We start from the raw sequence: 15758 nt of genomic DNA, 5'->3' as shown, positions 1-15758 counted from the left end.
GGACAGGCGGTAGCTTTGATATGTACGTTATCTCTTGGATAAAGAACATTTTGGACAGGCGGTAGCTTGATATGTACGTTATCTCTTGGATAAAGAACATTTTGGACAGGCGGTAGCTTAAAATGTACGTTATCTCTTGGATAAAGAACATTTTGGACAGGCGGTAGCTTTGATATGTACGTTATCTCTTGGATAAAGAACATTTTGGACAGGCGGTAGCTTGATATGTACGTTATCTCTTGGATAAAGAACATTTTGGACAGGCGGTAGCTTAAAATGTACGTTATCTCTTGGATAAAGAACATTTTGGACAGGCGGTAGCTTAAAATGTACGTTATCTCTTGGATACAGGCGGTAGCTTATGGGAGAGAATACAAATGTCGTCACTGCATAAACCATGAAGCATCTTCTTTTCCAATGCTTCATGGTTATTCGCAAAGCTAACTATTTTTCGCTAGCTTAGCAATCTCCCTATTGATAGCTATATCCATTTCATCAATTACCGAAAAATCAACGGCATCCATATACATAGCTTCTAATTGATCATTCAAAGACTTTGCCTTTTTCAAATGAGCAATACCATCCTTCATCCTTTGCTTATAGCTTTTTGTATAGTATATAATATCAGATTCATACTTTTCATCTGTACCAGGGGTGATGGTTAGCTTGTATAAATCAACAATTTCATCTCCCTTTCTCTCAGGAAAATATTCATGCGGATCCGTACTATCAAATAAACATACACTAAGCTCCCGAATCACTACCATATCAACACTTTTTGGGTCAAAGCCACAGTGATAAACTTCTATATCGAATCCACGTTCTTTACTTGTTGAGACTACTTTCTTTAAAAGTGTTGATTTTCCACTTCCAGCACGTCCTTTAATAAAATAACGCTTTGTCAATCCATCGGTAATTGATGGAATAAAATCCACAACACCTGCAGGGGTAGAGGCACCGAAGAAACGATGGCGAATAATTGCATTTTCGTTGTTACTCTTTTTATCAAGTAAAATTTCTTGAATTAATTCGTCTGTTACTTGATTGGCCTTATTAAAATCCATTTCCTTAATATATATATCCTCTAAGTAATCATGAATGTGTAGACCATCTGCAAAGCAATCATATGCTGCTTGAAATGTCTCTGAAATTTTTGCATGTAATTCCTGCCATTCGGTATGCATAGCTTTTAACTTTGCTTTATCTAAAGCTGCTTCAAAATCCACATAGTGAACCTCTGAAATAGGTGAAGTAGATGTATCAAAAATCCCAAATTGAAGTGCTGGAATAATAAGGCCAGCTAACGAATCATTATCAGATGAACTATGAATTCTCTCTGTATAATATCCTTGTTCTGTCCATGTATCAGCTAACTTTTTTATCATCGAGGATTTTAAAGTATGAGGACCACCCTTTAAAAGATAAATATTTTCTAATCCTTGCATATTTGATTCAAACAAATTATAGAATCCTTTTGCCGTATTCCCACTTGCATAATAATGCATCCCTTTCCCAGACAAAAATCATCACCTCTTTGAAAAAAGATTTACACATTAGCCTATGCAAATGTTTCAATTTCTGATACCACGTATTCATCTTAGTATTTCTCAACTAAAAAATCCCCAAAAGATCACAGCCTTTTGAGGATTTGACTACTTATTTATCTGCTGGAAACACGAGCCCTATATCTTCACGTGCTTGATCTAATACTTTCATTGTTTCTAAGGATAATTCCCAGGTGTTTGTACTATTTTCGATTTCGCCTTTTTGTACAGATTGAATAAAGGATAAGGCTTCATAATACATAGAATTCTCAACTTGATCCGTAGTTAGCTTTTCCTCTGTGCCGTCATGATAAACAATTTTCACATCTCGCATATCAGAAAATTTTCCGATAACAATCGAGCCTTTTTCTCCTTGTATCTCAGATGGTAATTTCGAGTTTGTAATCTTCGAAAACATGGCTACACCATTTAAAGTAGGATAATCCACTGTAACAGTACCTTCCCCATCTACTCCTGAATCTAGCATATAACCAGTTGCTTTCACTCTTTCTGGTGCTCCAAATAAAGCTACCATAGGGTATAGACAGTACACTCCGATATCCATTAAGGAGCCATTTGATAATTCTGGTTTGAAAGCATTTAAGACAATACCTTCTTTGTATTTATCATATCTGGAAGAATACTGACAAAAATTCGCTACATAGCGACGGACTGGCCCTATTTTATCCAGACTCTTTTTTACAAGATCGAAGTTTGGAAGGTGTGTCGTTTTCATTGCTTCCATTAAAGTAACATTGTTAGCCTTCGCTGTTTCTATCATCGATTCTACTTCGCGCTGGTTGGAGGCAAACGGCTTTTCCACTATTACGTGCTTTCCAGCCTTCATACAGGTCATGGCATGCTCAGCATGAAAAGCAGTCGGGCTTGCAATATATACAGCATCTATTACATCACTTTCTGCAAATACGGATAAATCTGTATAGGTTGATGTCACACCATATTTATTTGCAAATTCTTTTGCATTTTCTTCTGTTCTTGAATAAACAGCTGTAAGCTGAAAATCCTTTATTTTCTGCGCCCCATCAATAAATCGATCTGTGATCCAATTAGTTCCGATTACACCAAAACGAACCATTACTATCCTCTCCTTTTTCACACATGAAAAAGAGTCCCCCAAAAAGAGAGGCACCCTCTTTATTCTTTTTCTTTTAAACGATCGAGTACGATACGATAACCGTCATTCCCATAGGCTAGACATCTTTTCACCCGGGAAATAGTTGTCGTTGATGCACTAGATTCCTTTGCAATAGCTGTATAAGTACTACCTTCGTCTAACATCTTCGCAACTTGTAAGCGCTGTGCTAATGATTGAATCTCATTCATTGTTGCAATGTCATCAAAAAATCGATAGCATTCTTCTCGATCCTTTAATGTCAATATGGCATCAAATAACTGATCTAGTTGTTCGCCACGCAATTTATCGATTTGCATGGAATAATCTCTCCTTTTATTCCATCTTATTCACTCGTTACCTCTACTCCATCAATGCCTGGGGATGTTGGAATAACATTAATCCATGTTTTCCCTGGAACTAGTGGAACAGGTTTTCCATTCTTCGTTGGGATTATTCTATCATCAATTCGCTCCCATTGCACGTGTTGTACTTTACCCTTTTGGAGCAATAAAGCGTCCCCTCCAGATTGTAAGTCAATTTCACGTCTTCCTGCATTATCGACAACCTCATGTGCCGTTTCTAAAATAAAGACATTATCTATTTCTACTTCTTCGCCAGTAGCCTTTTCAGTCGTCTCTGTTCCACCATCGTAACGAATATATTTTTCATTGGTAGATTCATAGATATATTGAATAGGATTTCCGATATAATCAAACTGGACATTTGTTGCCGGGTCACCTTCTACAACTTCCTCTGTACTTAAAAAGGAAAACGGTGAGTAGCTTCCTTCTATTTCGTATCCCTTTTCTTCCGCTTCCTCATACACACTGTCAATTAACACATAAGAATTATGTGGTGCTACACGATCACTAGAACGTTCGAATAAAACTTTATCATTATCATAGTAGCTACCATTTAAATGATCGGCTGCTCCATTTTGAAGCATTTGTTCAATAAAGTCAGCCGCTCCGTGGTAAATATAAAGCGCACCATAATCATTAGCAAGATTAAAATAATACGGTCGCGCACTTCTGACAGGTCCTACTTTTTCTGGGAGATTACTATGAAACAAGGCCATAAATCTCGTAATATTACCCTCAGCTAATATTTCAAAAACAATATCTGCCTGTGATAACCCCGTTTGTGGTCTTGCCTTCGGATGATTGTTTATCATAATAGCTAGCATTCGATTCGGCGGTTCGCTCTCTAACTCTAGCCCAGTGAGTGGTGCAATGATTGGTTCCGTCTCCTCGACTGGCTCTTCCACGGGTGCTTCTTGTTCTGGTTCCTTTGGATTGGATGTCTCTTTTTCATTAGTTGAGCAAGCCATTAACAATAAAGAAAAAACAAGAATAAGCATAATTTTCCATTTCATAATATAATCCGCCTTCCCTCAAGATTCTTTGAATAGAAAATGAGACATGCACTATAGGTACATGTCTTATCAACCATTTCATTATAGCATTGATTAACGCATAATCGCAGGAAATAAGATATCTTTTTTCTTGACATCAATTATTCCTAATGGAGTTATTCGAACAAAAGGTAGATGCATGGAAGATAAAAATAATAAATTGTATGGAGGATCCTCATATTTATAGCCATGTTTTATTAAAATTTCTTTTAGTTTTTCATCCTCTTTAATAAGAGCTGACATTTTTCCATCATACATCATTCCAGCTATATTTAATGGTAATTCAAAGATTACCTTCCCTTCGTCCACTAGCACAATGCCTCCACCAATTTCTTTCATTCTAGAAAAGGCAAGCATTAAATCTGATTTACTCTTACCAATTAATACAATATCCCCTGTCAGAGAATAAGAGCTTGCCAGACCACCCAAGGTCTCCGTGAAGCCCTTGATAATTGTATTTACTCGCCATTCTCCTTCTCGATCAATCAACATGAGAAAAGATTCATCACATGAATTCATAATTTTTTCTGTATTGGCATCAATGGAGATAGGATATGGCTTCATAATCACATCATTTTCCATTCGAAGACCAACAGGCATCGAAAATTGCAAATCACTCTCTGACAAATGCCATTTTAAATCTAACTTGTCAAGACCGTATTTGCCCCAATCTATTTGTTGATTATGGTTTATCATCTTACCATCACGCTTAAGCCATTGACCCTTAGCAATTACAGAAATTGGTGTTGCGTTATCCTTTGCTTCCAAGATATTAAGATGAGCGACACGACCTGGTGCTATGCCACCTAAACGCTCCTCCAAATGAAATTGCTCTGCTGCATTGTAGGTTGCCATCATATATGCCTCTATCTCTGGGACTCCGTTATCAATAGCAATTTGTACACACTCGTTAATGATCCCATTCTTATAAAATGATGGAGTAGATCCATCTGTTGTCATGGTTAAATGATCATAAGAAGTTAGCTCTAATTCCTGTAATTCTTGAAGTAATTTTGCTAAATCAGGTCTGACAGAAGAATTACGTAATCCAACCCGATAGCCCATTGCCAAGCGGTGGAAAACTTCCTCACCTGATAATGCCTCATGATCAGAGCTTGCCCCTAAGAGCTTAAGCTTTACTAACGTTTTTTCGGATGCACCCGGAAAATGGCCTTCGACAGGCTTACGTAATCGCTTCGCCTCCTGCATCCAATAAAGAATACGATCGTCATCCTTCATCACTTGTGGCCATGCTGTTAATTCCCCACCTTGAACAACAGCATCATGCTGGAGCCATGCTTGGATATCCTCATCATTAAAAATCTCTTGCTCTTCGTTGATTTCGGATTGTGAATCAAATCGTGCCCACCAGTACATGGATACCGGAAGCTGCATAAAGTCTTCCAATAATGAGAACGCTTTATTCCTATCCATTAAATAAAGCCATGGCAGGTTATCGTTCATTAGTGTTGTAGTTCCTGTCTGTCCTGCAAACATGGCTAATTCATACGGATTATATAGTTGAAATGGATGGACATGTGGTTCAATATAACCAGGTACTACATATTTACCGCTACAATCCACCACCTCCATACTTGTCATGTTTAGAGGCAATTTATCCCCTACGTACACAATGCGATCCTTATAAACCCAAATATGGGCTTCTATCCACTTTCGTAAGAACACATTTAAGTATAGGGCATTTTTCAATACCATTGTCGGTAGTTCTTTTCCATCAATAACCGCTACCTGCTTCCGAATTTCTTTATTACGCCATCTATATAAATGCTCACTCATGCTAATCTCCTCAACTTATATTTAATTTAAGTCTATTGTAGCATGGTTTGGTAGCGTTTGCATTGTGTGTTTTTGACAAAATTTCAACGATTGTTTAGGCAGATTTACGTATAATTCCGATCATAATGAAAGAAACGACAATAATCGACCATACCCAAGCCCAAGCCAGACCCATTTTGTTCGATTCAAACGCTACATAAATGGCCATCGGAACGGTTTGGGTTGTACCTGGAATATTGCCCGCAAACATTAAGGTAGCCCCAAATTCACCTAATGCTCTAGCAAATGCTAACACAACGCCTGTCATCGTTGATTTTTTTATTAATGGAAGGGTAATGTATCGAAACACTCGCCATTCCCCAGCTCCATCCACTCTTGCCGCATCCTCAATCGCTGGATCCACAAGAGAAATACCTGTTCGAACCGATTGATACATTAATGGAAAGGCAACGACAACTGCTGCGATAACTGCCGCCCAGATCGTGAACATGATAGTTTGATCAAAGAAAAAAGAACTGATCTCGCCAAATACCCCATTGGTACCAAAAATAATGATTAACAAAAAGCCAATCACCGTCGGAGGCAGTACAATTGGTAATAGTAGAATCGTATCAAGGACCACTTTCCCTTTAAATATTTTCTTTTCCATTACCCATCCAATAAGCATCCCTAATATTGTCACAATAATTAAGGAAATAAAGGAAATAAAAAGGGATAATTTAATTGGTTGAAAAAATGCTTCCATCTATGTCACCATCAATTTCATTAAAACCATATTGTTTAAATATCTTAATCGCTTCATTTGATTGTAGAAATGTTAAAAAAGAGTTGGTCGTATCCTTTTCTTTAGAATTATTAATGATCCCTACTGGATAAATAATTGCATCATGTTCTCCAATGGATAATTCTTCATTAACCATTACTTTCTCTGATTGAAGGGCATCTGTTTTATACACTATTCCAGCATTTACGTTTTCACTTTCTACATATTGTAATACTTGACGAACATCCTTTGTAAAAACGAGCTTATCCTTTACTTGATCATACAGCTTCTGGGAGGTAAGAGCCTGTTGCGCATAGGCTCCAGCTGGAACGGTTTCAGGTGTTCCGATCGCTATTTTGTTCATTTCTTCGATACTCTCTACTATTGCTTGATCCTTTGATTGAATCCATACAAGCTGATTAGATAATAGTGGAATCGCGTCCTCCTTATCAATCATTCCTTCTTCAACCACACGGTTAAACATCTCTAAAGAAGCGGAAAAAAATAAATCAACTGGGGCTCCTTGAATGATTTGCTGACTAAGTGTTCCAGATCCACCTAAATTGACATGAATTTCCACATTGGGATGGTCTTTTTCATAGACTTCTATTACCTCATTTAGAGCATCCGTTAAGGAAGCTGCTGCGGAAACAGTGATTTCCTTAGATTCTGTCGAACAACCACTCATGATAAAAAGCATGAAAATTAATAAGTATTTAGCAAATTTCATTATGTGACCTTCTTCACTAATTCATTTTCTCTATTATAACACGTTTCTTTTCTGAATTAGAATAATGTATAATAGTATTCAAATAGTGTTCAAAGGTTGGTGACAATTATGGGAAAATTTTCACACATTAACGAACAAGGTAGAGCAAAAATGGTCGATATTACCGATAAAAAAATAACAAGTAGAACAGCAATCGCTAAATCTAGTATTCAAGTAAATAAAGAAATTTATACAAAAATAGTAGATCAAACAATTGGTAAAGGGGATGTGCTGTCTGTAGCACAGGTTGCTGGAATTATGGCCGCTAAACAAACCTCGACGATCATCCCTATGTGTCATCCATTACCACTTAGTGGGGTAAATATCGAGTTTGCATGGAGTACGCTGGATAATGGATATGATTTAATCATAACGGTTGAAGCGAAAACAAAAGGAAGTACAGGTGTGGAGATGGAGGCACTTACTGCTGCATCTGTTACCGCACTAACGGTTTATGATATGTGTAAGGCTGTCGATAAGGATATGGTGATTGGAGAAACCTACCTAGTCGAAAAGACTGGCGGAAAAAGTGGTCCATATATAAGGGGATAGAATAGCATCTGGCTTAAGCTCAGATGCTATTTTATTTTTTTGAGAAAAAGTGTAACTTTAATGTAATGAATCCGTTGTTATAGTAGAAACCAAGAATAAGATCAGAGAAAGGAATGGAGGTTTTGGATCACAACAAGTACCAACATCTGCTTAATCAATTGTATGAAGCATACCATAACGATATCTTTCAATATGTCTTTTTTATGCTAGGGGATTATAACCAAGCAAGAGATATCATGCAGGATACCTTCCTACAAGCGTATCACCATTTGCAGACATTCCAGGGGGAAAATTACAAAGGCTGGTTAAGCCGCATTGCACGTAATCTTACGATAGATTATGTACGTAAACAGAGACCGATTGCTTATTTCTTAGAGGTCGGGTCAACATCCAATATAAACGAGAGTTCACCCGAACAAATCGCGATGATGAATGAATCTGAAAAGGAACTATATTTAGCGTTAAGTAACTTAAAGCATCATTATCGAGATGTGATCGTATTACGCAAAATAAAGGAATTATCGATAAAAGAAACTAGTTACATACTAGGTTGGTCCGAAAATAAAGTAAAGGTCAATTTATTTAGAGGGATGAAAGCATTGAAAAAAGAATTAAACAAGGTGGGATATATTCATGAATAAAGGTAATTATCAAAAACTTGATAATGATTTAAAGCAATTGAATGCCAAAATCCATCTATCGAAAAAGGAAAAGGAAGAGAGTTTTTCTAAAATAAACAAAATGATTGACGAGCCGGTTAAAACGAGCAGACACTCACGAATAAACTGGAAAATGTCGATGGTTACGATTGCTGCTCTTATGATAATTGCTTTATTAAGTGTACCTATCTTAATTAATCCAGATCGATATTTAACCGATCCACCAAATGCCTCTTCTCAAGATTCCACGATCAAAACAGATGAAGGGATGGAGGTAATCGTTGAGCACCAGGGTAATTTCACGATTCACCATATACGTCTTGTAGTTTTCAAAGATGGAAAACAGGTCACTTCACCAACTATGATGAATGCCGATATGTCCAACCTAGCTAAAGATTCTAATATGATATTTCACTTCCTTGAGAAGGATTTCCCGTTCGATGGTGAGATGAAAGTAGAAGTTGTTATCTTCCAATCAGAACAGGATAATGTTGGTATAACTCTCAAACCAAGTATGATAATAGAAGCAACTAAAGGTGCGGAGTATCATTTTGCCATAACAGGCTCAACTATAAAACAAGCTAGGTTAATGAAAGTGGAGTAATGGTAGATGTCTAAAACGAAAGGAAAATCCGAACTCAATCTTTGATTTGGATAGAGGTTCGGATCCCTTCCTGTAGAGAAGATATTTTTTAATAAATAGTCGGCACCATTCCCCCATCCATACGGATTGGAGATCCTTTAAATGCCGCTGCATAGGGACTACTTAAAAATGTCGTTAATCGGCCTATTTCATTCGGCTTGATAAACCTCTGAAGTTCAGATTGCGGCAGATTTGTTGTCATAAATGCTTTCTCTTTATCTGAAAATGACATCTCTTCATTCGAGTACATACCCTCAATGATTTGCTGAACATTCTCAGAAAGGGTTGGTCCTGGCATAATCGTATTGACTGTCACTTCCGTTCCTCTTGTTAATTTCGATAATGTTTTTGACAAGGATAATAGCATAGATTTTGTCATACAATACTGAGGCATTTGCCCTGAGGGCATCATTGCTTCTTCACTTGCAATAAAAATAATGCGTCCAAATTCATTTCTTAACATACTTTGTAGATAAAATTTTGATAATCCATTTGCAGCAAGCACGTTTGTACGAAAATATTTTTCCCATACCTCATCTTCAATATCCTCATATTGCATAATTTCATAGATTCCCATGTTGTTAACTAAAATATCAATATTGGGGTATTTTTTAAATAAAGCTTCTCTTTTTTTGCTATCTACAATATCTGCAGTGGCATTTTGAGGAGAGGTAGCAGGAAATTCTAATTTTATTTCTTGAACAATCCGTTCTACCTCCTCATTACTTCGTCCATTAATGAGTACATTAACTCCTTCTCTGGCAAGCTCAAAAGCAATTGCTTTACCGATTCCTTTCGTCGATCCTGTAACTAAAGCAGTTTTATTATTTAATCCCATATCCATGGTAATGTTCTCCTCCTAAAAAAGCATTGTTAGATTTTTGACTCTGTTTCTCTATGATCATCACGCCAGTTTGAAGGGGTATCTCCTTCCCAATGACGAAAGGCTCGAAAAAAGGAATTATAATCTTCATAGCCAAGCAAAAAAGCCACTTCTTTTAAATCAAGCTTTAGATCTGTCAAGAACTCTCTTGCCATCTCATGTCGGACTTGTGTCAATAGATCGTTGAAGCTAGTGCCTTCATCTTTAAGCCGACGCTGTAAAGTACGCCCACTCATCCCTAATTCGTTGGCAATAATTTGAATGTTAGGACGTCCTCCTGAAAGACTGCGTTTCGTGATCCACTTCACCATCTCTTTAATCGAACGGTTACTTTGTTCAGCCTCTAATGATTGGTCTAATACTGGCGTAAGTATCTCCAATAATTCTGCATTATACGATTCAAACGGTCGATCCAAATCTTTCCGTTCTAATATTAATCGGTTACTTGTGCCACAGGTCTTCACACGACAACCGAAATAGGATTCAAGTACTTGTACATCACCCATTGATTGCGAGAATTCGACACTCTTTGCAGCCAAAGGTTGCCCTGTACCTCTACGCCCTAGTTCTAATAGAAATGCTAGTGTGATACCAATTAACATCGGTGGACCTGCTTGCACGTTATCTGACCAGGCTAATTCGATGATACAATGATCCTTCTTCTCCGTGATACGTAAAGCTTCTGGAGGACACATTCGTTTGTACCGAGCCATTCGATGTAAAGCATCACGATAGTCTCGAGCATGATAAGTCGCTAAAACAGTTGGCGGGTAAAGCGTTGTTTCAAACCCAGATGCGAGCTTAATAATTCCTTCAGCTGTGTCATCCATCAGGTCTGAGTACGCCTGCCAGATCGCGAAATATTGGTCGTTTGTAACAGCTTGTTCTTTTATGATAGTTAAAGGTAGGTGAGCTTTTCGAACAACATCTTGTGCAGTAATCCCTAATTGGGCTATTCCTTTCCAAAAGCCTACAGGGAATTTTATTCGTTTTTGAGGCATCATAGGTAGGTGCCCTCCTTATGCATTGCTTATATTTCATGCTGAAATGTACTGACGCCTATATATCATAATAGCTTCTTTATTTAACATTGTAACTAGTAGAAAGCGACATTTCGCTTGCACAGTACGCCTAGTGACGAAAGATCTCCATCAAAAAAGTAATGTTTTAGTTAGCAATAATAAAGCTGCCATTATCCTAGGCAGCTTTTAGATTAACATTTAGAAGGAGTGTTGCTTTTCTTCTCCCTTAAACTGGCTCTTCTTTCTTTTGAAAACTATGAAAACAATTAAGTTAACAAGGAATAAAATCAACATGATGAATATATCTAAACTTTTTAATGATATGAATTCATCACCTGATTCTAATACGATATAAATCCTAACGAGTATTCCTAAGATAGTACCAATCATAACACCGATGGACGATTTTATCATATAATGAATAAATTCTATTCTCAGTTAGGACACCCCCTCATTTTATATCCTTATAGATTTCCCTCATCACATGTCCAAGCTCAGGAATGATTAATCTATCCATCGCTAATTGAACTGCTCCTGAAGAACCTGGTGTTGCGAAAATGGTTTTATTTCTTATAACTCCAGCAGTTGCTCTTGATAAGATCGCTGCCGATCCTATATCTTCTTGAAAGCTTAACATTCGAAAGATTTCACCGAATCCTGGCATCTCTTTTTCTAGCATATTGTTCACTACTTCTATTGTGACATCACGTTTAGCAATCCCTGTTCCTCCATTTAACAAGATGGCCTCAATACCTTCCTGTTCGATTCCTCGTTCGATCGCCTTTTGGATTTCTTTATACTCGTCTCTGACAATTTCATAAGCATTCACCTGATGATGATTTCTTTCTAAAAAATCGCGCATCAGTCTTCCACTTTTGTCCGTTTCTTCAGTTCTTGTATCACTGACTGTAATGATTTTACAAGTAATTGATTTTGGTGCTTCTTTCTTATGTAGTTGTGACATATATATTTCCTCCTTACTCTTTTACAAAGGATAGCTTTACTGGCTGATTATTTGTGAGCACTGCTTTCGATAAAATAATATTACCGGAAGGAGCCATAGTTGCTGTATCAGATGATTTTTGGAAGTTTTCGTCTAATGCAATTGTCCACTTCGCTTCACCATTTTTCGATAATACTAACGCCAATGTTCCAAATTGTTCGATATTTTCCCAGTTAAATAAAGCTTCTTTTGTTCCTTGCTTTATTATAATTCCATCTGAGGAAGATCGTACTTCCAATTGATCTGACTGCCATCTTCCGTGAATTTCTGCACCCACATAGTAGTAGCTCATTCCATCACCACGATCACCAAATGTAGCAACAAACTGTTGAGTCGATCCATTAGATGCCTGATATGTAACCGCTGCCACATCATTGACTAACCAATCTATTTTCAAGTCACTTTGAATTAAGTCTGGTAAAGTTTCTTTAGCCTGACCTAAAATTTTGTAACGCGACCTATAATATACACTCTCTCCAGTGCTAATATTATGCTTAATCGAAAATACATGGTTCCTATCTGGAGAAATACTTGTAACATTCCTAATTTCCTTTTGATCATTTTGCATGAAAAGGAGATGAATAATCGTAAATAGTAGCACAAAGCAACTCATAGAAATGATCCACGATTTCTTAAATGAAACAAATAAAAAGAGTGCCAGCAAGATAAAAATAAGACATACAATATTAATGATATAAAATAGGCGATGATCAATATATTCTAACTGGTATTTTTGTTGTACATATAGACTACCTATTTGTAACAAAAAACTGCCTAATGCTATTAGCAAACAAATCCATCCAAGGAAGATGGATAGCTTATGCTTCTTCATTCGGTTCAACCTCCATCAAAAATTCCCATGTAAGCCCATTGTCTTTGGAAATAAATTTACCTTTCACCTTACCACCCATGTAATCTCCAGATCGCCCTTGATGAATAAGAAGTGCTAAATGGTCATCTTCTATAAAGGGAACCTCAGCAATAACAAATACTCTATCATATTTATTAGGCATATTTATTTGTGCTTTTGTCCAGCTCTTTCCCCCATCCTGGGATACATGAAGCTCAGGTGCCTCTGGGTTTAAAATTCCAAAGGATAAAAAACCTGTTTGATGGTCAACAAATCCTCCATCTGCTATGAGTCGCGTTACACCAGGATGATTTGTTTTTTGCCATGTTTCGCCACCATTAAATGTGAGATAGACAAACGATTCTTCCTGACTCATCGCCTTATCTCCAGTGAAGATGGCATACCCGAAGCTAGAATCAATAAAGTCTATCTTTCGAAAGCGCATCGGAAATGGTGAATTTCGCACTATTGCCTCCTGCCATGTCTCCCCTTTATCCCTTGAATAGTGAAATACAATATTTCCCGCCTTTGAATATAGAAATCCAGTTAATTCTTCTGAAAAAATGAAGCTGCCTTCTTCTAATTCTTGCTCGTTCCCTCTATAGGTTATTTCAAATAAATCTTGTTTTTCAATTGGTACCTTCATCCAAGTTTCGCCGTTATCGTAAGTCATTTGCACCTCATCATTTTGAAGGGAATAGCCAAGCTTCTCTGTTACCCCGATCGGTTGTAATGGCTCTGGTTCTTGTTGCTTTTGTGGGGTTTTATTTTGTTGAACAAGCTGATCTGTGGGTAGTGTAGGTTCGCTATTTTGATAGTAAATAAGGGTAAGTATTAAAGTGATTCCAATTATGGTGGCGATGCTTATGATTGCTTTTTTCATTCAAGGATCCTTCCTTCTAACAATTTTCTCTTAACACTAATTCTAACACATTTTTCCAATGTATAAGTGTGGAGTCTTACAGATGATTAATGCTGTGAAAAATAAAATAAAAAGAATCCACTTTTATAAATAGATTCTTTTAATTTGTTTCGTATTAAATTTAATTATAAACTGCTTAAATAGATAGAATAATCTGATTTCCAGAAGGATCCTCTGTAATTAATTTGCCTTCTTTCACATCAACTTTTGCGCCTATTGCTTTTAAGTTTGTTGCAACCTTTTGTAGTGTCGCTTTATCTGGATATTTAATAGTATAGCATTTAAGTCCAACACTATTCCTTACTGGTCTTGGTGCACCTACTCCATTCCATGTGTTCAACCCAATATGATGGTGGTACTTTCCTGTTGAAATAAACAGAGCTTGATCGCTGAAGCGTTCAACTACTTCAAAGCCTAAACCTTGCCTATAAAATTCCTCGGTTGTAGCAAGATCTGCGACGTGAAGATGAATATGTCCCATCACTGTATCCTTAGGGAGCCCCTTCCAGCCATGACGACTACCTTGCTTTAATAAATCCTCGAAATCTAATGGATCGACGGCCATTTTTACCTGCTGATCCTGCCATATCCATGTGGATGGATCTCTATCAGTATATACTTCAATACCGTTTCCATCTGGATCATGAAAATAAAGCGCCTCACTGACCAAGTGATCAGAGGAACCAAGCCTTATTCCTCGTTCAACACAATGATAAACAAAATCAGCAAGGTCCGAGCGTTTTGGCAACAGAATAGCAAAGTGATAAAGACCTGTAGTTCTCCCTTGTTGTGGTAGAACATCTTCGGGTTGTTCAATGGTTAATAAGGTATTCTTGCCATCCGCTGTTAGTTTTGCTAATGTTTTGGTTTGTTCTAATATAGTAAATCCGACCACTTCTTTGTAAAATTGAACAGATCGAATTAAATCTTCTACTTTCAAATGAACATGACTAACAAAGGTAATCGGTTTTTGATGAAAGTTCATAAACTTCCTCCTTTTCGCTAACTTACTTTATGTAAGTAATTATACTTTTGTAAGTTTATGAAGTCAAGAAAAACAAATGAAGCTACCAACTATTCTTGATTGGTAGCCAGATTTATCATTTTCTCACCTGATAACCGGATCGTGATCGATATTGCTGTGGTGATCTTGCTAAATAATGGATAGGAGCACTGTAGATATGAACTAAATGCGTGAAAGGAATCGATGCAAATAAGCCAAAGGATGCTACTACATGTACCTTAAAGAGAGTAGGGACTTCTGCCATTAGGTGATACTGTGGTTGAAATGCGAACAAGCTTCGGAACCATGGTCCGATCGTAGTCCGGTATTCATAGGCTTCTACGGTCGTATTATAAACAATCGTCATATAGGTACCGATTCCAGCTACTATAATTAAAGCAATCACAGTGAAAAAGTCAGCAAAGGTAGCATGGATTCTGACACGATCCATTGTAACCTTGCGAATCAACAAAATGATAACACCTGCTACTACCATTAGACCTGCAATTCCTCCACCATAAATAGCCCCAATATGATAGAGATGATCACTAATCCCAAGTGCTCGATAAAACTCGATTGGGATGATTAGCCCCATCGCATGACCGATAATAGCTAAGAGAATTCCATAATGAAAAAGTGGTGAACCAATTCGCAACCATTTTTTCTCGAGAAATTCTGTTGATGGCGCTACCCAAGTTTTTTGTCGATACATAAAACGATACAAACAACCTAAAACCATGATTGTTAGTGTAATATAAGGAAAAACCACCCACAAAAAGATATCTAACATTTTGTTTTC

The 15758-nt window shown here is 37.2% G+C and carries 17 protein-coding genes; 3 read left to right on the top strand and 14 right to left on the bottom strand.

Annotation, left to right across the window (positions count from 1 at the left end):
- Positions 1–440: 440 nt before the first annotated feature.
- From DLJ74_RS20270 to modA, 7 genes are all read right to left on the bottom strand, one after another.
- Entirely contained in the window at positions 441–1520 is a 1080-nt protein-coding gene (locus DLJ74_RS20270; RefSeq protein ID WP_109985848.1) for a PRK06851 family protein, read from the bottom strand.
- Between the two features lie 136 nt (positions 1521–1656).
- On the bottom strand, positions 1657–2640 hold the full coding sequence (locus DLJ74_RS20265; protein ID WP_109985847.1) for a Gfo/Idh/MocA family protein: 984 nt from the start codon (positions 2638–2640) through the stop codon (positions 1657–1659).
- Between the two features lie 59 nt (positions 2641–2699).
- Positions 2700–2996 (bottom strand): YerC/YecD family TrpR-related protein, encoded by a 297-nt coding sequence (locus DLJ74_RS20260; protein ID WP_054788002.1) that lies wholly within the window; start codon positions 2994–2996, stop codon positions 2700–2702.
- A gap of 26 nt (positions 2997–3022) precedes the next feature.
- Positions 3023–4054, bottom strand: a complete 1032-nt coding sequence (locus DLJ74_RS20255) for a DUF3048 domain-containing protein (protein WP_109985846.1) — start codon at positions 4052–4054, stop codon at positions 3023–3025.
- A gap of 93 nt (positions 4055–4147) precedes the next feature.
- On the bottom strand, positions 4148–5890 hold the full coding sequence (locus DLJ74_RS20250; protein WP_109985845.1) for an adenine deaminase C-terminal domain-containing protein: 1743 nt from the start codon (positions 5888–5890) through the stop codon (positions 4148–4150).
- A 94-nt stretch (positions 5891–5984) separates the two neighbouring features.
- The gene (gene modB, locus DLJ74_RS20245; protein ID WP_109985844.1) at positions 5985–6635 is read right to left on the bottom strand and encodes a molybdate ABC transporter permease subunit; all 651 of its coding nucleotides are present in this window, start codon (positions 6633–6635) and stop codon (positions 5985–5987) included.
- Positions 6610–7383 (bottom strand): molybdate ABC transporter substrate-binding protein, encoded by a 774-nt coding sequence (gene modA, locus DLJ74_RS20240; RefSeq protein WP_109985843.1) that lies wholly within the window; start codon positions 7381–7383, stop codon positions 6610–6612. The genes modB and modA overlap by 26 nt, the downstream gene beginning before the upstream one ends.
- 108 nt (positions 7384–7491) lie before the next feature.
- Between modA and moaC the strand changes: the two genes are divergently transcribed.
- The 3 genes from moaC (at position 7492) to DLJ74_RS20225 (ending at position 9237) form a co-directional block, all read left to right on the top strand.
- Entirely contained in the window at positions 7492–7974 is a 483-nt protein-coding gene (gene moaC, locus DLJ74_RS20235) for a cyclic pyranopterin monophosphate synthase MoaC (protein WP_109985842.1), read from the top strand.
- Positions 7975–8087: 113 nt separating this feature from the next.
- Entirely contained in the window at positions 8088–8615 is a 528-nt protein-coding gene (locus DLJ74_RS20230; RefSeq protein ID WP_109985841.1) for an RNA polymerase sigma factor, read from the top strand.
- A complete protein-coding gene (locus DLJ74_RS20225; protein ID WP_109985840.1) occupies positions 8608–9237 on the top strand; it encodes a hypothetical protein in 630 nt (209 codons plus the stop codon). The genes DLJ74_RS20230 and DLJ74_RS20225 overlap by 8 nt, the downstream gene beginning before the upstream one ends.
- Before the next feature lie 88 nt (positions 9238–9325).
- Here DLJ74_RS20225 and DLJ74_RS20220 read toward each other — a convergent pair whose 3' ends face one another.
- From DLJ74_RS20220 to narI, 7 genes are all read right to left on the bottom strand, one after another.
- Complete coding sequence (locus DLJ74_RS20220) at positions 9326–10120, bottom strand: SDR family NAD(P)-dependent oxidoreductase (protein ID WP_109985839.1); 795 nt, start codon at positions 10118–10120, stop codon at positions 9326–9328.
- 29 nt (positions 10121–10149) lie between these two features.
- Positions 10150–11160, bottom strand: a complete 1011-nt coding sequence (locus DLJ74_RS20215; RefSeq protein ID WP_109985865.1) for an AraC family transcriptional regulator — start codon at positions 11158–11160, stop codon at positions 10150–10152.
- A 472-nt stretch (positions 11161–11632) separates the two neighbouring features.
- A complete protein-coding gene (locus DLJ74_RS20205) occupies positions 11633–12145 on the bottom strand; it encodes a MogA/MoaB family molybdenum cofactor biosynthesis protein (RefSeq protein ID WP_109985838.1) in 513 nt (170 codons plus the stop codon).
- A gap of 13 nt (positions 12146–12158) precedes the next feature.
- Positions 12159–13016 (bottom strand): hypothetical protein, encoded by an 858-nt coding sequence (locus DLJ74_RS20200; RefSeq protein WP_109985837.1) that lies wholly within the window; start codon positions 13014–13016, stop codon positions 12159–12161.
- Entirely contained in the window at positions 13003–13917 is a 915-nt protein-coding gene (locus DLJ74_RS20195) for a WD40/YVTN/BNR-like repeat-containing protein (RefSeq protein WP_109985836.1), read from the bottom strand. The genes DLJ74_RS20200 and DLJ74_RS20195 overlap by 14 nt, the downstream gene beginning before the upstream one ends.
- 175 nt (positions 13918–14092) lie before the next feature.
- Complete coding sequence (locus DLJ74_RS20190) at positions 14093–14941, bottom strand: VOC family protein (RefSeq protein ID WP_054788012.1); 849 nt, start codon at positions 14939–14941, stop codon at positions 14093–14095.
- A gap of 115 nt (positions 14942–15056) precedes the next feature.
- A complete protein-coding gene (narI, locus tag DLJ74_RS20185; RefSeq protein ID WP_109985835.1) occupies positions 15057–15749 on the bottom strand; it encodes a respiratory nitrate reductase subunit gamma in 693 nt (230 codons plus the stop codon).
- Between the last annotated feature and the right edge of the window lie 9 nt (positions 15750–15758).

It is taken from the genome of Gracilibacillus dipsosauri (genome assembly GCF_003176895.1).
In the GTDB taxonomy this organism is placed as follows: Bacteria; Bacillota; Bacilli; order Bacillales; family Amphibacillaceae; genus Gracilibacillus; species Gracilibacillus dipsosauri.
Note: the sequence above shows the minus strand (reverse complement) of the source record. Positions and strands in the feature narration are given on the sequence as shown.